Raw genomic sequence first — 17,053 nt, 5'->3', positions numbered from 1 at the left:
CCGCAACCGCCTCGGACTCGACCGCAACCGGCTCCGCGTCCGCCTCGGACTCGACCGCAACCGGCTCCGCGTCCGGCTCGGACTCCACCGCGACGGGCTCCGGCTCAGACTCGGGTTCGGCAGCAACCGGCTCCGGCTCGGGCTCAGCCACAACCGTCTCCGGCTCGACCGCAACAGGCTCCGGCTCCGGCTCGGAGTCGGGCTCGACCCCAACCGGCTCCGACTCAGCAGCAACCGCCTCCGAGTCCACCGCAACAGGCTCCGGCTCGACCGCGACAGGCTCGGGCTCCCCCACTACCTGCTCTTCCACGACCGGCTCATCCGCGGTCGGCTCGGGTTCGGGCTTCGCCGTGACCTCGCGACCGGCGATCAGACGGTCGGTGAGCTCCTTGAAGCCGGCCTCGTCCCCGTCGGCGAGCAACTGGGCCTGGCGCGACCAGGTCGCGATGCTCGGCGCGAAGCGCAGGTTGGCCTTCTCCAGAGCGATCTCCACAGTGGTGCGCTCGGCGTCGGCAAGCTGCGCGTACGTGGTGATGCCCGCCGCCCGCAGCGCCGCGCCGATCTTCGGCCCGATCCCCTCGATGCGCTCGAGATCGTCTTCCGGCGTCTCATCCGCCTCGAATGCGGATTCCACGTCCGCGACGAGCTCCGCGTCCACAGTGGATGGTTCGGGCTCGACCTCGACGATCGGCTCGGGCTCGGGCTCAGGGACGACGATCGGCTCGGGCTCAGAGACCGCGACGAGTTCCGGCTCAACATCCGGCTCGGACTCAGCGACCGCAACCGGCTCGACAACCGGCTCCGGCTCAGCCTCAACGACCGGCTCGGACTCAGCGACCGCAACCGGCTCGGCAACGGCAAGGGCAACCGGCTCGGGTTCAGGGGCCGCGACGAGTTCCGGCTCGACAAAGGCGAGGGCAACCGGCTCGGACTCAGCGACCGCGATCGGCTCGGGTTCAGCCTCGACGACCGGCTCGGCGGGGGAAACGGCCGCGGCTACGGGCGCCGGGGCGGTGGGTGTGGTGGACTCGGTGACGGATTCGGACGAGCGGACCCGGCGCAGGCGCAGGCCCCACCAGAGGTAGCCGACCAGCAGACCGAGGAGGAAGGCGAGCAGGATCAACAGGAGTGACTGGTTGGTGTACCAGAGCACGATAGGCCTCCGGAGCATTTGACCTACGCGACGAGGAAACGCGTGACTTTGGGAGTTCGCGGGCAGCCTTGCACACCTGGATGTCCGGCAACAGAGCCTCGCCGGTCGCGTCCAGCGGCGCCCGTCAGGTGCGCGAAACGCCGCTGGTGACGTTTCCGCAGATCGGAGGCGTTCGAAGGGGGGCGACCGGGGTCTGGCTGGCCGGAGTACCGAGAGAAAATCGAAACGGATGGGTGCTGAACCTCACCACAACTGGAGGCGACGGGGCAATGGGGAAGACGACTCGGGTGCTCGCTCTGGCCGCGGTGGCGGCCGCCGCCGGTGGCGTTGCTTGGGCGTTACGCGATCTTCCGGCACAGCTCGGGGCGATACCGGCGGGCGCGCGGGCCGAGCGGATGCGCCGGTCCGCGCAATACGCCGACGGGCGGTTCCGCAACACGGTGCCGGCCGACATGCTGCCGCCGCACGCGATGCGGGGCGCGTTCGTGGAACTGCTCGTGGGCAAGCAGCGGCGCCGGCCGCTCGGCGAGATCCCGGTGACCCGCCCAGAGCTGGGCGGCCGGCTCGCGCCGGACGGGCTGCACGTGACCTGGCTGGGGCACTCGACGGCGCTGGTGGAGATCGAGGGCGTGCGCGTGCTGTTCGACCCGGTGTGGAGCGAGCGCTGCTCGCCGACGTCGCTGGTGGGGCCGAAGCGGCTGCACCCGATGCCACTGCCGATCGGCGAACTGCCCCGCATCGATGCCGTGGTCATCTCCCACGACCACTACGACCATCTCGACCTGCCCTCGATCCGCGCGCTGCTGCGCACCCAGCAGGCGCCGTTCCTCGTCCCCCTGGGCGTGGGCGCGCACCTGGAGCGCTGGGGCGTACCGCAGGACCGGCTGATCGAGCTGGACTGGGACGAGCAGGTGACGGTGCGCGGCGTCACGCTCACCGCGACCGCCGCCCGGCACTTCTCCGGCCGCCGCTTCAGTCGCGACGGCACCCTGTGGGCGTCATGGGTGGTCAAGGGCGCGAGCCGGAGCCTGTTCTACACCGGCGACTCCGGATACTTCGAGGGATACAAGGAGATCGGCGAGCGGCACGGGCCCTTCGACGCGTCGCTGATCCAGGTCGGCGCGTACAACGACGCTTGGCCGGACATCCACATGAAGCCCGAGGACGGGGCGAGCGCGCACCTCGACGTGCAGGCCCGGGTGCTGATCCCGCTGCACTGGTGCACGTTCAACCTGGCCCTGCACGCGTGGTCCGAGCCCGTCGAGCGGCTCCTGGAGGAGGCCCGGGCGCGCGACATCGAGCTCGTCGTGCCACGGCCGGGCGACCGGGTGGACATCGATACGTTACCGGCGCTTGAACCCTGGTGGCGCCCCATTGCGTGACCATTAAATAACCTGGTCAGGGCACGTGTCGCGACACACATGCCAGGACTGGCCAAACGACTGGCGGCCGGAGTCCCCCCGGCGTACTGTATCGATACAGAAGGGTTCTGAATCGATGCAGAAGAAAGGGGGGATCCGGCGCCATGGCGGCGACACTGCAGACCATCGCCGACGAGCTGGGCGTGTCACGGAGCACCGTCTCCAATGCGTACAGCCGACCGGATCAGCTCTCCCCCGAGCTGCGCGCCAGGATCCTCGAGGCGGCCGAGCGGCTGGGCTATCCGGGCCCCAACCCGACGGCCCGGTCGCTGCGCCGGGGCAAGGTCAACGCGATCGGGGTGCTGCTCACCGACGACCTGTCGATGGCCTTCACCGACCCCTACGCGGTGGCCTACCTGCGCGGGCTGGCCGAGGCGGCGTCGGCGCGGGAGACCTCGCTGCTGCTGCTCAACCTGCCCGAGGACGAAGAGGCCGTCCGGCGGGTGGTCAGCAACGCCGCGGTCGACGCGTTCTGCCTGTATTGCGTGCCCGACTGGCACGGCGCGCTGGAGCTCATCCGCGCCCGCGGGGTGCCGATCGTGATCGGCGAGGACCCGGCCGCGTTCGGGCCTGACGCCGGGTATGTCGGCATCGACGAGCGCGCGGCGGCGCGGCGGCTCGGCGAGCACATCGCCAGGCTCGGCCACCGTGACATCGCGGTCGTCGCGCACTGGATCGTCCACGGCGGCGTCACCGGTCCGGTCGACGCCGACCCGGACGCGCTGCGCTACTACGTCACCGGCGAGCGGGTGCGCGGGTTCCGCGACGCGTTCGCGGCCGCCGGCCTGCCGTGGGAGCGGGTGCTGCTCATCAACGCGGCGCGCAACGGCCGCGAAGAGGCGGCGGCCGCGGCGGCGCACGCCCTGGACCGGCTCGACCGTGCCACGGCGATCCTCACCACCTCCGACGTCCTCGCGCTCGGCGTGCTCGACGCGCTACGGGTGCGGGGCCTGCGTCCCGGCCGGGACGTGTCGGTCACCGGGTTCGACGACATCCCGGAGGCTGAGCCGGCCGGGCTCACCACGATCCGCCAGCCCAGCGTCGAGCGCGGGCGGCTCGCGGGCGAGATCCTGCTCGACCCGCCCGAGGACCCGCGGCGGCGGCGCCTGACGCTGCCCGTCTCGCTGGTGGTCAGGGCGACCACCGGCCCCAATCCGCTCAAGGAGAAGTCATGACACCGTTCCCACTGCACATCACTCTGGACTCACTCCGCATCGAGGCGAACTCGGCCCTGCCGAACGCCCCGGTCGTCGACGACCACCGGCCGGAATCGGCCACGATGAAGAAGGTGCGCGGCTTCACCGCCCGCACGCTTCGCCGGGCCGCCGACCGAGTCGAGCCCAGGCGGGCGCTCACCTACGGGTAACACCCCGCGGTAGGCGTGCAAGAAAAACAGCGAGGGAGGCAGGCCACCGCCTGCCTCCCTCGCTTCGGTCTCGCTACCGAACCTCGTACGCCTCGACGGACTCGATCCGGGCGGTGTTGGCCCGGGCGCCCAGGCCGATCGCGTCGTAGTCCTGGCGGTTGATGCTGCGCAGGACGAGGGCCCAGGCGATGCCGATGACCGCGACCACGCCGTACACGGCCGGGAACGCCCACGTCGCGGCGCTGCTCTCGTCCGGGGCGATGCCCAGCAGCAGGCCGAAGTTGTTGAAGACCTGCCACATGACGTAGCCGAGGGCGATCGTGGACAGGATCGGCGCGATGAGCCGTGCCCAGGCACCCTCGCCGCGGGCGTCCCGGCCGAAGTAGAAGATCACCGACAGCGAGGTCGCCGTGACGAGCAGCAGAACGCCGATGCCGCCCGAGGTGCCCAGCCAGAAGAACAGGTTCACCAGCGGGTCCCAGCCCTGGATCGCGAACACCACGATGACCACGAGCGCGATGACCGTCTGGAACAGCGAGCCCGCCGCCGGGGCGCCCGAGCGGGCCCGGGTGCGGCCGAAGAACGCCGGGAGCACCCGCTCGCGGCCGAGCGCGAAGGCGTAGCGCGCGGTCGTGTTGTGGTAGCTCAGCGCCGCGGCCGCGATGCTGGTGATCAGCAGCACGGTGCCCACGTCACCGGCCCAGGCGCCGCCCTGCGCCACGAGGGTCGGGAAGAACGGGCCGCCGCTGTCCAGGGTGTCCTGGGCCGCCTTCACGGTGCTGTCCACGCCGATGCTCACCGACGCCGCCCAGCTGGTGATCGCGTAGGAGACCACCATGACCGCCAGGCCGAGGAAGGTGGCCGTGGCGACCGTGCGGTTCTTGCTGCGGGCCTCCTCGGCGAAGACCGGTGCGGCCTCGAAGCCGACGAACGCGGTGACCGCGACGGCGAACGCTGGACCGGCCGCGTCCTTGAGCGCGCCCCACGTCCACGGCTCGAAGCTGACCGAGCCGCCGGCCGGGTGACTCAGGAAGATGAAGTCGAAGATCGTCACCACGATGAGCTCCGCGCCGAGCAGCACCATGAGGACCTTGCTGTTGACGTCGACGCGCAGCAGGCCGAGCACCGCGACGAACAGCCACAGCACCAGGCACAGGACCCACCAGTCGATGTTCACGCCGGCCTTGTCGGCCAGGAACTGCGACAGGAACGCGCCGAACGCGCCGTACAGGCCGACCTGCAGCAGGTTGTAGGCCACCAGGGCGACCATGGCGCCGCCGACGCCGAACGGCCGGCCGAGGCCCTGGGCGATGTAGGAGTAGAACGCGCCGGCGTTGGTGATGTGGCGGGACATCGCCACGTAGCCGAAGCTGAACACCGCCAGGATGGCCGCGATGATCAGGAAGGCGAGGGGGAAGCCGGTCGTACCGACAACGCCCCAGCCGGTCGAGACCAGCGCGCCGACGACCATGAGTGGCGCGGCCGCCGTCAGGGCGAACATGATGACAGAAGGCACACCCAGCCGATCACGGGCCAGTGCCTGGGATACCACGCTCGGTCGCGGGGGCGACGTTGCGGACATCGGTCCTCCATGGTTTTGAGGGGAAGGGGTGAGGAAAGTCCGACCGCGTCGTCACCCGCGCTGCGACAGCACCGAGTCGCCGACCGCTTGCTCGACCTGCAGGATCAGGTCGCGTAGCGGCGGCGGCAGGGTGGTGATCGCTTGTTGAAGTCTTCTGATGCCGGCTGGGTCGCGGTCCCACAGGACGTGACCGGTCAGCCCGGTCGCCTCGGCCAGGCCGGCGAGGGTCGTGTCCGCCACCCGCATCGGCTCGACGCCCGTGAGCAGGCGGCGCAGCCGGACCACGCGCCCGGCCGGCAGGTTGACGTCGGCGGGTAGCCAGCGGGTCTCGGTGCGCAGTAGCCGCCGCACCTGGACCTGCTCGACCAGGCCGACGCGCGCCAGCCGCTGCCCCACCGCCTCGACCGCCGTACGGCCAAGGAACAGCAGCCACGTGCGCACCTCGCGGTGCTGCAGCTCGGCGACCATGGTGGCCAGGTTGGTGTGTGCCAGAGGGTCGGAAGGGGGATCCCGGTTGATCACTCGCAGCCGTGGACCCTCGACCAGAATCCGCTGCTCGAGGACCAGTTCGCCGAGCATCGCGCCGGCGAGCCCGAGCTCCACAGCGCGCGCCGACAACCGGGATTTGCCGTCCCGATCGTCGTGCGCGATCAGGAAGAAGTCATCGGCCAGCAGCATCGGCCTGAGCCCCTAATCGACCGGTCTTCCATCGACCGCGCACGTCACCGCTCTTTCGTCCGGGCGACCGGCCCCCCACAGACCGGACGCTCCCCGGGTTCCCCAACCCGGAGACCGACAACAGTTAGGGCCCGAAAGACCGTGCGACCCAACGCGAAAGCATGCACTGCGTGTTGGTCGGTACGCAACTCTCCAAATGATAAATCGTGTTAACGCAGGTCAGCCAATATCGAATAGACGGTAGTCGCACAGGTTAAAAACTACGGAACGTGACGCCCGGAATTTCCACGCCAGCGCACGGTCGGTAACAGCCGAGTGTCGATCACGCCGGTGACGTCCGGCCTTCGACGCGAACGGATCGGAGAGCGTTTTCCCACCGTTCCAGGGCGAATAGTGCCGATGCGCGACGACAATCAGCGGGCGGATTATTTCACCGCCCGCTGAATTCAACGTGAAACATTCACGTGCACATGACCTGCAGTAACGCCCGGCGATCCCAGGTTCCCCGCGTCATATTCACGGTCAGTAGCCGTCCGGCCGCTCCCCGACCTGGACCGCCTCGGCCGCCTCGTCGACGACCTCGAGGAGCTCGTCGAGGCCGTACCCACCGTCGTGCCGGATGCCGTTGATGAAGAAGGTCGGCGTGCCGGCGACGCCGCTGCGCACGCCCCCGACCAGGTCGCGACGCACGCGGTCGAGGTAGAGGTGCGCGCCGACCTCGTCGCCGATCTCGGCCGAGGGCAGGCCGAGCCGCTCGACGCCGACCATGAGCTGGCGGGGGTTGATGCTGCGCTGATTGTCGAAAAGCCAGTCATGCATCGGCCAGAAGGCATTTCGACCTCCGGCCGCCTCGCTGACCTCGGCGGCGAGGTCGGCGTACGGATGCACATTCGTCAGCGGGAAGTGACGGAATGTGAATCGCACCGTCTCGCGCCGCAGTCGCAGCAGGTCCTGCATGATCGAATGCGCCATCGCGCAGTACGGGCACTGGAAGTCGCCGTACTCGACCAGCGAGACTGGGGCGGTCTGCGGGCCGAGGGTGTGGTCGTCGGGACCCACCGGCACCGCCAGCCGGGGAACCGTGACCTGGAAGGGCGTGGTCATCCTTCAACGGTTCGCCGGACACCGCCCGGCCACGTCACCCGGGCGGGGCGCCCTTTTCACATGAGTGTGACCCGCGACACCAGCAGAGGGGCGCCGGTGCAGGCCGTCTCGCGGTTCGGGTCGGGCACGCCGGTGGCCCTGGCCTGCTGGCCGTCGCGCACCCGGGCGGCCTGCGGGCCGATGAGGGTCCAGGTGAGCCCGTCGGTGACGAGCTCGACGCACTGGCCGGTGACGCGCACCCGGCCCTGGGCGGTCACCTGCTGAAAGTCGTCGATCGGCGGCTCGGCCTTGGTCGTCTTCGGCGCCTTGGGCGGGATGCTGATGGCCGGTTCGGCGCTGCGGGCCGGGCCGGTCGCCGCCGACTCGGACGCGGCGGCGCTCGGCCCGGATGACCGCGGACCCGTCACCGGCCGAGCCGAGTCGCCGGTCTTCGCGGCGCAGCCGGCCAGCAGCGCGACGGCAAGGAGGAGGCCCAGGGGCGCTTTCATACCCACTTGGACCTCCTCCCGCCTCAATCGGTTCCCGCTCAGCCGGTGACGAGCACCGTCATCGACGTGCCGTTCTCGGCCAGGGCGAAGATCTTGACGCCGTTGTTCGGAACCTTGACGCCGTAGTAGGTGCTGGTCGCCGGGTCCTCGCGGTAGTAGCTCTTGCCGTCGTCGAACAGCGGGTTGCCCGACTGGCCGCCGAGCCTGCTGGGTGTGTTGGCCGCACCGTAGTGCAGGGTGAACGAGTCCGTCCGCTGCACCGAGAACGGCGCGTCGAAGCCCTGGATGCGCGGCCGCCACGGGGTCCCGTCGCCCTTGAGGATCAGGTCCGGGTGCGAGTCGATCGGCAGGATCAGGCCCGCGCCGTGGTGCTGGCTGGTGTTGTTGTCGCGGTACGAGGTGTCCCAGTACGTGACCAGCAGGCCGGTCTGGTACGGGAAGTGCTCGACGTACTTCGGCCGGTCCGCGAACCCGAAGTTGTACGGCCCGGTCTTCAGGTACTTGTCGTACGACTCATAGGTGCGGTGCGAGGCGATGTAGTAGTTGTCGTACTCCGTCACCAGCGTGTCGCCCACGGCGGTGAAGCCCACCGCGGTCCAGCCGTTGGCGCCCGACTCGGCACCGTCGGCGAACACCGTGGTGCCGCCGTTGGTGATGGCGATGTCGTCGGCGAAGAAGCCTTGGCCGCCGGCCGCCGTGTCGGTGAAGTAGCGCAATCGCAGCCCGACGGTCTTGCCCGCGTAGGCGGACAGGTCGAACGTGGCCGGGACCCACCCGCCGCTCGTGCCGTCGATGCCGTTGCCCTCGGCCGCCTTGGTGATCGAGCCGGGGATCGCCTTGAAGCCGGTGCCGTCGTCGACCTCGACATACGCGTAGTCACACGCGTCGAGGCCGCAGTCCTCGATGTCCCAGTTCGCCTTGAACGACAGCGTCGTGGTGCCCGCCGGGATCGAGACCGACCGGCTGAGCGAGTTGTCGAGGTTGTCGCCGGCGCCGCTCCACCACGACCTGCTGCCCTCCGGCGGGGCCGGCAGCGGGGTGCTGACCTTCTTCTTCGGCAGGACGACGATGACCGCCTGGTCCTTCTTGCTGTTGTACTCGTGCGGACCGAGCTCGACGAGCTTCCTCTGCCCGGCGGTGACCGTCGTGTAGTCTAGCCAGCCCAGCTGCAGCTTGTCCCACGCGCCGAGGTCGGCGGCGCGGGCCGCGATGCCGTTGTCGCCGGGCAGGCTGACCCGGCTCTGCGCCATGATGGTCCACCAGTTCACCGGGTTCTCGGCGTTGCCGCCGGCGCCCGTGGTGTCGTAGTGATCCGGCAGGCCGAGGTCGTGGCCGTACTCGTGGGCGAACACGCTCAGGCCGCCGTTCTCGGGCTGGATCGTGTAGTCGCGCACCCACAGGCCCGTGGTCCCGATCTGGGTACCGCCGAGCTTGTTGAAGTCCGGCCCGCTGGTGAAGTTCTGGAACGCCGCCCAGCGGTGGCTCCAGATCGCGTCCTCGCCCTGCTGCAGGTCGCCGTCTGCCTGGTCGCCGCCGGCGTGGACGATCTGGAAGTGGTCGATGTAGCCGTCTGGCTCGTTGAAGTTGCCGTCGCCGTCGTAGTCGTAGCGGTCCCACTGGTCGTACGAGGCGAGCGTTTCCTTGATCTGCGCGTCGGTCTTGCCCTGGGCGTGCTGCCCGTCGACCCACGCGTTGATCGCGTCCTGCAGGAGGTTCCAGGTGTTGCTGCAGACGTTGCTGGCGCACGGGTAGCCGTTGCTGCGCCCGTAGCGGGCCTCGTTGTACGGCACCTTCACCCAGTCCGTGACCATGCCGTCGACGCTGTACCGGCCGGAGGACTGCTTCTCGTAGTACGTCTTGAGCGACTCCGCGCCGTTGCCGGTCGCGAAGTACATGTTCTCGAAGTACTGCTTGCTGAAGTCCTGCTTCCAGATCGTCGAGTTGTCGACCGCGCGGTCGGGCTGCGGGATCTGGTTGTGCAGCGGGCCGTCGAAGCGCGCCGGGCCGGGGATGGCCGGGGCCGTGTCCTGGTCAGGGTAGTTCGGGTGGCGCTGGTCGCCGAAGTCGGCGAGCACGACGAAGATCTTGTCGGTCTTCTCCCGGCTGAGCTCGACGTACTTGTCGACCTTCTTGCCGTTGTTGCCGTTACCGATCTTGACGACCGTGCTCGCTCCGCGCTTCTCCGGTGCGGCCTGGCCCGCCAGGACCTGGGAGAGGGCGACCTCACGAGAATCGCGCCGCTTGTCCTCCAACGGATTGGGTAGCTCGTCGGAGGGTGACGCGGCATCGATGGATGGTGGTTGCTGGGCCGGTACGGCGTGGGCCGTGCCCCCGCCGACAAGCACCCCCATTCCCGACGCGAGCGTGAGACTCAGCAGTCCCACGGTCAACTTACGCACAGGTACCTCCCTGGTGGGGCGTGTCAGCACCGCGGCACCGTGTCGATGCCTCGATGCACCTGTCGCGAGAGACTAGGGGCTGCCGGCGCCACTGAAAGATCGACACCGAGGAATGCACATGGTCGCAGGGTCAAATCGAGGGTCGGCCCGTCGTCGGGCCCGGCCTCTGCGTGCGTGCTACTGCGGCGTGGCCTTGAGCAGTTGGATCGAGACGCGGAAGGCGGCGCCCTGACCTGGGGCCGTTCGCAGGGTCACCACGCCGCCGTGGGCCGCCACCAGGGCGGCCACGATCGACAGGCCCAGGCCGGAGCCGCCCAGGGCGCGGGTGCGGCTCGGGTCGGTGCGGTAGAAGCGTTCGAAGACTCTCGACGCGTCTTCCGCGGACATGCCCGGGCCGTTGTCGGAGACCTCGAGGATGGCGTGCTCGGCGTCGGTTCCGACGAAGACGGTGACCTCTGTGCCGGCCGGGGTGTGGGTCAGGGCGTTGGACAGGAGGTTCTGCACGACCTGGCGCAGGCGGGCCCCGTCGCCCAGGACGATGGGGGGTTCCACGTCGGCCTCGTCGTCGCTGCTGGCGGTGCGCAGGCGCAGGCGGTGGCCCGTCGCGGTCACACGGGCGTCGATGAGGGCGTCCGTCGCCAGGGACAGGAGGTCCACGGGCTTCTTCTCCAACGCGCGCTGCTGGTCCATGCGGGCCAGGAGCAGCAGGTCGTCGACCAGCAGGCCCATGCGGGTCGCGTGGTGTTCGATGCGGGCGATCGTCTCGTCGCCCTTGCCCGACTGGCGGTGGAGTTCGGCGAAGCCGCGGATCGAGGTCAACGGGGTACGAAGTTCGTGCGAGGCGTCGGCGATGAAGCGGCGCATGCGTTCCTCGGAGGCGCGGGCCTGCTCTTCGGATGCCCGGCGCTCGTCGAAGGCGGTCTCGATCTGGCCGAGCATCGTGTTGAGGGCCTGCGAGAGGCCGCCGATCTCGGTGCGCGGGTCGGCTTCGGGGACGCGGCGGCTCAGGTCGCCGGCCGCGATCGCCTCGGCGGTCTGCTCGACCTCGACCAGGGGGCGCAGGCTGGAGCGGACCAGGAGATAGGCGACGACCGCCAGCACCACGAGGACGAAGGCGCCGATCGTCACGCTCGTCCAGAGCTGGCGCGTGACGGTCGCGTCCACGTCGTCGAGGCTGATGGCGATGACGACCGGGGCGCGGGCGAAGCCGGGACCGCCGGGCTGGCGGCCCATGTTCGTCTGACGGGCGAAGAGCACGCGCCACTGGTGGCCGTCGCCACCCACGGGAGACACGGTGGTGTACGCACCGATGGTGTCCGTGTCGAGCCGCGTGATGGGGCCGATGCCCTCGGCGGTCGCAGGCAGCGCGGGGCGGCTCTGGCTCGTGCCGATCGGGTTGAAGAAGCGCTCGTCGATGGAGCCGTCCCGGTCGATGCAGGCCACGTAGTAGCCGTTGCGCTGCATCGGGGCGATGCCCGGACCGCCGAACTGCGTTCTGGGGTTGTCGCAGGCCACCGCGACCTGGTGCACGCTGCCAAGGAGCTGGGCGTCGACCCGGGTGAGCAGGTAGTCGCGCGTGCTGTACACGCCGGCGGTGCCGGTCGTCACGAGGGCCGCCGCGAGCAGGACGAGCATCAGCACGACGAGCTTGACGCGCAGCGGCCAGGACTTCATGTGCGGGGCAGTCGCAGTGAGTAGCCCACGCCTCGCAGGGTCTGCAGCAGGCGCGGTTCAGAGGTGTCGATCTTCTTGCGCAGGTAGGAGACGTATGACTCCACGACGCCGGCGTCGCCGCCGAAGTCGTACTGCCAAACGTGGTCGAGGATCTGCGCCTTCGACAGCACGCGGCCGGGGTTGGTCATGAAGTACCGCAGCAGCTTGAACTCCGTCGGCGAGAGCTGGACCTCCCGGCCCGCCTTGAACACCTCGTGGGTGTCCTCGTCCAGCTCGATGTCGGCGAAGGTCAGCCGGGAGGTCTGGGCGGCCGCGCCCCCCGCGGGATCGGCGACGCGGCGCAGGACGGCCTGGATGCGGGCGAGGATCTCGGACAGGGAGAAGGGCTTGGTGACGTAGTCGTCGCCGCCGAGCGTGAGGCCCTTGATCTTGTCCTCGGTCGCGTCGCGGGCGGTGAGGAACAGCACCGGCACGCGGGTGCCCTCGCCGCGCAGCTTGCGCAGCACCTCGAAGCCGTCGAGCTCGGGCATCATGACGTCGAGCAGGATCATGTCCGGCCGGAAGCGCCGCGCCTCCTCCATCGCCTGCCGCCCGCTGGTGGCGCTCGCGACGTCGTAGCCGTGGTACTTCAGGCTCGCGGAGAGTAGTTCGACGATGTCCGGCTCGTCGTCGACCACAAGCAGCCGCGTCATGATTCGCTCCAAATACCCGCAGATTTCCCTTGTCACATAGAGACTGCCGCCGGTTCCTGACGCCCGGATGCGGTTTCCCTGAAAACCAGCTGTGAACCGGCTGTGCCGGCCGCTGACAGCAGCGCGAGCAGGACGGGGAACTCGAGATACGCGTGGTAGGAGGCGAACGCGCCGTACAGCGCCCGGCCGGAGGCGTAGTCGATCACGAACAGCACGGCGAGCGCGGCGCCCAGCCCGCCGCCCAGCGCCCAGGCACGCCAGCCTCGCAGTATGCCCAGTCGCGCCTCGAAGGCCCGCGCGGCGTCGGGCGCGTGGCGGGGCAGGAAGTACACCCACACGAAATAGTGCATAGTCTGTAGAAACGCGAATACTACCAAGAACCGGGCACCGACGATCGCGGCGGAGCCAGGTGGCGCGCTGGCGGCGATGATCCGGGCGGGGTCTCCGGCGAACGCGGCGACCGTGGACGGTGCGACGCCGCCGAGCGCGAAGTCGAGCGCGCCGGCCAGGATCAGCGCGGGCACGCCGAGCACCCACGCGACCTGCGTCCAGCGGAACACGGCCGCATGGCGAAGCCGGCCGCCCCACTCCCACAGGAAGAACAATGGCACGACGTTGTGCAGGTGCGCCAAGATCACGAAGTGGTACGCCGGGAAGCCCAGCGACGCCGTCGCCGCCACGGTCAGCACAACCGCGGCCGCGCCGAGCCGCCAGCCGCGCAGCGCGTGGGCACAGCCGGCGGCGAGGACCGCGTAGCCGACCAGGATCTCGGCGTAGCGGGCCGGCTCGCCGACGAACATGGCGGCGAGGCGGCACCCGACGATCGCGCTGATCAGGCCGAGCAGGACGACGAGGAAGCGCCCGCGAAGCACCGGGGCGAACCGCCCGGCGACGTACCGCAGCTCGAGCACGTTGTGCAGCACGCCGAACGCGATCAGCCCGAGCACGGTGGTGGCCAGCGGCGCGCGCAGCGCCACCGCGAGCGCGGCGCCGGCGGCGAGGCCGAAGAGCAGGCTTATCTTCATCACGTGCTCCCCGCCCTGCTGCTGACCCTGGTGGTCGAGGTGCCGCTGTACACGACGGCGCTGGTCGCGCTGCGGCTGGCGGGCATCCGGCGGGCCGCCCTGCTCGGCGTGCTGGTCAACCTGGTGACCCACCCGGCGCTGTGGCTCTTTCTCGCCCCGCACCCGGGCGCGGCGAGACTCTGGTCGGCCGAGGCGCTGGCCACCGCCGTAGAGGCGCTAATCCTCATAAAGGCTATAAATCGGGATAAAGCACTTCTGGCGGTCACCGCGGTCGGCGCGAACGCGAGCTCACTGCTCATCGGACTGCTGGCGCTTCAGTAGCGGCTGTTCTTGCTCCGGCGGACCAGCCACACGATCAACACGACGAGCGCGGCCACGAAGACCAGGCAGCCCAGGGCCACGACGACGACAGGGCCCGCCATGAACGACGGCGTGGGCGCCGCGTCCGCCAGCACGATTTCCATGCCCGAGAGTGTGCGGTGCCCGGGCGCCGTTGGATATCCACTCCCTGACCTAATCGCGGACTTGATCGCCGGCCTGACTCGCCGGCGGGATGTCCGAAGTCGCCGGGGGCTCGGCCGGGCGCAGCCGCTGCCACAGCAGGAACAGCATGCCCAGCGCGAGCATCCCCAGCCCGATCCAGAGGTTGATCCGCACGCCTGCGGCCTTGTCGATCTCGGCCTGCGTGTCGAAGATGCCCAGGATCGTGACGATCACCCCGTATACCGTGAAGAGGCCTCCGATGACCCGGCGGACGTCGAAGAGCCGCGCGGCCCGGGCGGTGTCGATCTTCTGATCACTCATGGCGATGCACTCCCGAAGCCCCAGATTTACAGGAACGGCAGGTAGAAGAGGGCGGCGAGGACGAGAGCACCCGAGCCAAGCAGCACCGGCGAGCGGTACCAGGCGGTGTCCCCGGCGATCGCGTCGGCGCGCAGGTCGTGGCGGCCGATGCCGTACACCAGGCCCTGGAGCTCGGACTCCGGCTTGCTCCTGGTAAGCGGCGTGACGATCAGCGCGACGATCGCCACCACGACGAACGCGATGCCGGCACCCCAGAACGACTCGTCCAGGTCGGAGCCGAAGGAGAACCAGCCGAACCACTTGTACCCGGCGTACGTGACGAACGCGGCGAGCGTGCCGGCCAGCAGCCCCCAGAAGCCCGCCCACGCCGTCATCCGCCGCCAGAACATGCCGATGATGAACGCGGCGAACAGCGGGGCGTTGAACAGCGAGAACAACGCCTGGATGTAGTCCATGATGTTGCTGTACCCGGCCGCGATGAACGCCGTGCCGATGCCGATGAGCACGCCGACGACGGTGATGAGCCGCCCGACCTTCAGGTAGTAGGCATCCGGCCGGTCCTTGGCCACGTACTCCTGCCAGAGGTCGTACGTGAACACCGTGTTGAACCCGGATACGTTGGCCGCCATGCCCGCCATGAACGACGCCAGCAGGCCGGTCACGGCGATGCCGAGCACGCCGCTGGGCAGGAAGTCGCGCATCAGCAGCGGGATGGCGTTGTTGTACTGCAGGTCGCCGGTGCCGGCACCGAGCCCCTGCACGGTGACCAGGGCGACCAGGCCGGGGATCACGGTGACGAAGGGGATGACGAGCTTCGGGTAGGCCGCGATGATCGGCGTGCGCCGGGCCGCGCTCATGTTGCGGGCCGACAGGCCGCGCTGGACCTCGGCGAAGTTCGTCGTCCAGTAGCCGAAGGACAGCACGAACCCGAGTCCGAAGACGATGCCCCACCACGGCGCACCCAGCGGGTTGTCGCTGCCGGCGGTGCCGGCCCAGGTGTGCAGGCCGGGATCGCCGAGCTTGCTCTGGCGTACCGCGTCGAACAGCCCGTGCAACCCCCCGACCTTCACCAGACCGATGATCGCGACCGGCAGCAGGCCGGCGATGATCACGAAGAACTGCAGCACCTCGTTGTAGATCGCGCTGGAGAGGCCGCCGAGCGTGATGTAGGCGAGGACGATGAGGGCGCCGGCGACGATCGCCGTCCACAGCGGCCAGCCGAGCAGCGCCCGCATGATCAGCGCGAGCGCGTAGAGGTTGACGCCCGCGATCAGCACCTGGGCCAGCGCGAACGACAGCGCGTTGAGCACATGCGCGGGCCGGTTGAAGCGCCGGCGCATGTACTCGGGGACGCTACGCACCTTCGAGCCGTAGTAGAACGGCATCATCACGATGCCCAGGAACACCATCGCCGGCACGGCGCCGATCCAGTAGTAGTGGACCGTCATGAGGCCGTACTTGGCGCCGTTGGCCGCCATGCCCAGGATCTCCAGGGCGCCGAGGTTGGCGGAGATGAACGCGAGGCCGGTCACCCATGCCGGCAACGAGCGCCCGGAGAGGAAGAAGTCCACGCTGTTGCGGATCGAGCGGCGGGCGGCGAGACCCACCCCCAGCACGGTGGTGAAGTAGAGCGCCAGCAGGACGTAGTCGATCGCGGCCATCTGCAGGCGCAGGCCTGAGGCGAGAGTCTGCACCCGTCCCTCCCCCCTTTGCACGGGTCGGGATCAAACCCATCGTTGTTGACTAGTGGCGGTGCTCGCTGCGGCTCTTGCAGCCGACGCAGAGGGTGACTGACGGGAAGGCGGCCAGGCGGGCCACCGGGATCTCCTCGCGGCAGGTCTCGCACGTGCCGTAGTGGCCGGCGTCGAGGCGCTCCAGCGCCCGCTCGACCTGCTCCATCCGGTTGCGGATGGAGACGGCGAGCGCGAACTCCTGCTCCCGGTTGAACGCCTTGGTGCCGAGGTCGGCGACGTCGTCGCCGGAGTCGGCCGTGCCGGCGAGGGTCATCTCCGCGACCGCGGCGGCATGCTCCTCCGCAAGCTCCGCGCGCTGCGTGTCCAGCGCCTTGCGGATGTCCTGGGTACGAGTCTGTTGGTAGACAAGCATGGTCGGCCCCCCGGTAGCGGAAATGATTGGCTTCCGGTGTGCCCAGCACAGTGGCCCGCAAACCTGCCTGTTCTTCGCATCCGTGGCCCATGGCGTCGTGACGCGGCAGGGCGCTCAGACGAGCGCCACACGGAGCGCGGTCGTCAGTGCCTCGCGTCGAGGTGGTCCAGCAGGCCCTGCGGGTCCTCGTAGACGGCGGCGGCGCCGTGGTCGAGCGGCTCGCGTGGGCGGCCCGGAGCACGCACCCGAGCCGGAGAGCCCGCACGGACTGGCGGGCATGGATGAGTAGGCCGCCGTGAACGAGTAGGCGGTCATCCGGGCAACAGCGTCGTTCATGAATGCCGACAAAACACCCCCACGTCGACGTGGGGGTGTTTTGCGGAGTAACCGGACCCCACCCTCGTCATTGCCCTACCCTTCGTGACGAGAATGTCACCCCAGCCGGACGCCCCCTATCCATGGCGTGGAAAAGCTGGCATGTTGAGGCGGCGCGCATTGAGGTTGTCCCATATGCGCGGCATTTGCACATGTCCAGCGAGAGGGGGCACGATGAGCCGACGG

The 17,053-nt window shown here is 69.5% G+C and carries 17 protein-coding genes; 4 read left to right on the top strand and 13 right to left on the bottom strand.

Annotation, left to right across the window (positions count from 1 at the left end; translation table 11 throughout):
* Positions 1 to 1,123, bottom strand: a 1,123-nt coding sequence (locus tag AB0367_RS22560; protein WP_366228328.1) for a helix-hairpin-helix domain-containing protein, incomplete at its 3' end; no start/stop codon positions are given.
* A gap of 299 nt (positions 1,124 to 1,422) precedes the next feature.
* Between AB0367_RS22560 and AB0367_RS22555 the strand changes: the two genes are divergently transcribed.
* The 3 genes from AB0367_RS22555 to AB0367_RS22545 all read left to right on the top strand — a co-directional run bounded on the left by AB0367_RS22555 (position 1,423) and on the right by AB0367_RS22545 (position 3,940).
* Positions 1,423 to 2,535, top strand: a complete 1,113-nt coding sequence (locus AB0367_RS22555; RefSeq protein WP_366228327.1) for an MBL fold metallo-hydrolase — start codon at positions 1,423 to 1,425, stop codon at positions 2,533 to 2,535.
* Between the two features lie 143 nt (positions 2,536 to 2,678).
* Complete coding sequence (locus tag AB0367_RS22550; RefSeq protein ID WP_366228326.1) at positions 2,679 to 3,749, top strand: LacI family DNA-binding transcriptional regulator; 1,071 nt, start codon at positions 2,679 to 2,681, stop codon at positions 3,747 to 3,749.
* Complete coding sequence (locus AB0367_RS22545; RefSeq protein WP_366228325.1) at positions 3,746 to 3,940, top strand: hypothetical protein; 195 nt, start codon at positions 3,746 to 3,748, stop codon at positions 3,938 to 3,940. The genes AB0367_RS22550 and AB0367_RS22545 overlap by 4 nt, the downstream gene beginning before the upstream one ends.
* Before the next feature lie 73 nt (positions 3,941 to 4,013).
* On the opposite strand, the gene AB0367_RS22540 is transcribed toward AB0367_RS22545, so the two are convergent.
* The 8 genes from AB0367_RS22540 to AB0367_RS22505 all read right to left on the bottom strand — a co-directional run bounded on the left by AB0367_RS22540 (position 4,014) and on the right by AB0367_RS22505 (position 13,582).
* The gene (locus tag AB0367_RS22540) at positions 4,014 to 5,522 is read right to left on the bottom strand and encodes an APC family permease (protein ID WP_366228324.1); all 1,509 of its coding nucleotides are present in this window, start codon (positions 5,520 to 5,522) and stop codon (positions 4,014 to 4,016) included.
* A 51-nt stretch (positions 5,523 to 5,573) separates the two neighbouring features.
* A complete protein-coding gene (locus AB0367_RS22535) occupies positions 5,574 to 6,200 on the bottom strand; it encodes a GPP34 family phosphoprotein (RefSeq protein WP_366228323.1) in 627 nt (208 codons plus the stop codon).
* Positions 6,201 to 6,722: 522 nt separating this feature from the next.
* Positions 6,723 to 7,304 (bottom strand): DsbA family protein, encoded by a 582-nt coding sequence (locus tag AB0367_RS22530; RefSeq protein WP_366228322.1) that lies wholly within the window; start codon positions 7,302 to 7,304, stop codon positions 6,723 to 6,725.
* A gap of 56 nt (positions 7,305 to 7,360) precedes the next feature.
* On the bottom strand, positions 7,361 to 7,792 hold the full coding sequence (locus AB0367_RS22525; protein WP_366228321.1) for a hypothetical protein: 432 nt from the start codon (positions 7,790 to 7,792) through the stop codon (positions 7,361 to 7,363).
* 38 nt (positions 7,793 to 7,830) lie between these two features.
* Positions 7,831 to 10,191, bottom strand: coding sequence for an immune inhibitor A domain-containing protein (locus AB0367_RS22520; RefSeq protein ID WP_366228320.1), 2,361 nt, complete (start codon positions 10,189 to 10,191; stop codon positions 7,831 to 7,833).
* A gap of 177 nt (positions 10,192 to 10,368) precedes the next feature.
* Positions 10,369 to 11,865 (bottom strand): HAMP domain-containing sensor histidine kinase, encoded by a 1,497-nt coding sequence (locus AB0367_RS22515; protein WP_366228319.1) that lies wholly within the window; start codon positions 11,863 to 11,865, stop codon positions 10,369 to 10,371.
* Positions 11,862 to 12,557: a response regulator transcription factor gene (locus tag AB0367_RS22510; RefSeq protein WP_366228318.1), complete on the bottom strand. Its 696-nt coding sequence runs from the start codon at positions 12,555 to 12,557 to the stop codon at positions 11,862 to 11,864. The genes AB0367_RS22515 and AB0367_RS22510 overlap by 4 nt, the downstream gene beginning before the upstream one ends.
* 32 nt (positions 12,558 to 12,589) lie before the next feature.
* The gene (locus AB0367_RS22505; protein WP_366228317.1) at positions 12,590 to 13,582 is read right to left on the bottom strand and encodes a hypothetical protein; all 993 of its coding nucleotides are present in this window, start codon (positions 13,580 to 13,582) and stop codon (positions 12,590 to 12,592) included.
* Positions 13,583 to 13,585: 3 nt separating this feature from the next.
* On the opposite strand from AB0367_RS22505, the gene AB0367_RS22500 reads away from it, so the two are divergent.
* On the top strand, positions 13,586 to 13,903 hold the full coding sequence (locus tag AB0367_RS22500) for a hypothetical protein (RefSeq protein WP_366228316.1): 318 nt from the start codon (positions 13,586 to 13,588) through the stop codon (positions 13,901 to 13,903).
* Here the strand turns inward: AB0367_RS22500 and AB0367_RS22495 are convergent.
* From AB0367_RS22495 to AB0367_RS22480, 4 genes are all read right to left on the bottom strand, one after another.
* Positions 13,897 to 14,046, bottom strand: coding sequence for a hypothetical protein (locus AB0367_RS22495; RefSeq protein WP_366228315.1), 150 nt, complete (start codon positions 14,044 to 14,046; stop codon positions 13,897 to 13,899). The genes AB0367_RS22500 and AB0367_RS22495 overlap by 7 nt on opposite strands.
* Positions 14,047 to 14,095: 49 nt before the next feature.
* On the bottom strand, positions 14,096 to 14,386 hold the full coding sequence (locus tag AB0367_RS22490) for a hypothetical protein (protein ID WP_366228314.1): 291 nt from the start codon (positions 14,384 to 14,386) through the stop codon (positions 14,096 to 14,098).
* Between the two features lie 26 nt (positions 14,387 to 14,412).
* Positions 14,413 to 16,047: a sodium:solute symporter family protein gene (locus tag AB0367_RS22485; RefSeq protein ID WP_366228382.1), complete on the bottom strand. Its 1,635-nt coding sequence runs from the start codon at positions 16,045 to 16,047 to the stop codon at positions 14,413 to 14,415.
* Positions 16,048 to 16,129: 82 nt separating this feature from the next.
* Complete coding sequence (locus AB0367_RS22480; protein ID WP_366228313.1) at positions 16,130 to 16,492, bottom strand: TraR/DksA family transcriptional regulator; 363 nt, start codon at positions 16,490 to 16,492, stop codon at positions 16,130 to 16,132.
* Between the last annotated feature and the right edge of the window lie 561 nt (positions 16,493 to 17,053).

The sequence above is a fragment of the Dactylosporangium sp. NPDC051484 genome (genome assembly GCF_040689395.1).
Taxonomy (GTDB): Bacteria; Actinomycetota; Actinomycetes; order Mycobacteriales; family Micromonosporaceae; genus Dactylosporangium.
The sequence above is the reverse complement of the archived record's forward strand: the minus strand, read 5'-3'. Positions and strand labels throughout refer to the sequence as shown.

Bases quoted from the DNA above. Each gene is read 5' to 3' on its own strand.
- AB0367_RS22545 (WP_366228325.1), top strand. From the start codon at position 3,746: ATGACACCGTTCCCACTGCACATCACTCTGGACTCACTCCGCATCGAG.
- AB0367_RS22515 (WP_366228319.1), bottom strand. From the start codon at position 11,865: ATGAAGTCCTGGCCGCTGCGCGTCAAGCTCGTCGTGCTGATGCTCGTC.
- AB0367_RS22480 (WP_366228313.1), bottom strand. From the start codon at position 16,492: ATGCTTGTCTACCAACAGACTCGTACCCAGGACATCCGCAAGGCGCTG.
- AB0367_RS22525 (WP_366228321.1), bottom strand. From the start codon at position 7,792: ATGAAAGCGCCCCTGGGCCTCCTCCTTGCCGTCGCGCTGCTGGCCGGC.
- AB0367_RS22530 (WP_366228322.1), bottom strand. From the start codon at position 7,304: ATGACCACGCCCTTCCAGGTCACGGTTCCCCGGCTGGCGGTGCCGGTG.
- AB0367_RS22485 (WP_366228382.1), bottom strand. From the start codon at position 16,047: ATGGCCGCGATCGACTACGTCCTGCTGGCGCTCTACTTCACCACCGTG.
- AB0367_RS22510 (WP_366228318.1), bottom strand. From the start codon at position 12,557: ATGACGCGGCTGCTTGTGGTCGACGACGAGCCGGACATCGTCGAACTA.
- AB0367_RS22550 (WP_366228326.1), top strand. From the start codon at position 2,679: ATGGCGGCGACACTGCAGACCATCGCCGACGAGCTGGGCGTGTCACGG.
- AB0367_RS22505 (WP_366228317.1), bottom strand. From the start codon at position 13,582: ATGAAGATAAGCCTGCTCTTCGGCCTCGCCGCCGGCGCCGCGCTCGCG.
- AB0367_RS22555 (WP_366228327.1), top strand. From the start codon at position 1,423: ATGGGGAAGACGACTCGGGTGCTCGCTCTGGCCGCGGTGGCGGCCGCC.
- AB0367_RS22535 (WP_366228323.1), bottom strand. From the start codon at position 6,200: ATGCTGCTGGCCGATGACTTCTTCCTGATCGCGCACGACGATCGGGAC.
- AB0367_RS22495 (WP_366228315.1), bottom strand. From the start codon at position 14,046: ATGGAAATCGTGCTGGCGGACGCGGCGCCCACGCCGTCGTTCATGGCG.
- AB0367_RS22490 (WP_366228314.1), bottom strand. From the start codon at position 14,386: ATGAGTGATCAGAAGATCGACACCGCCCGGGCCGCGCGGCTCTTCGAC.
- AB0367_RS22540 (WP_366228324.1), bottom strand. From the start codon at position 5,522: ATGTCCGCAACGTCGCCCCCGCGACCGAGCGTGGTATCCCAGGCACTG.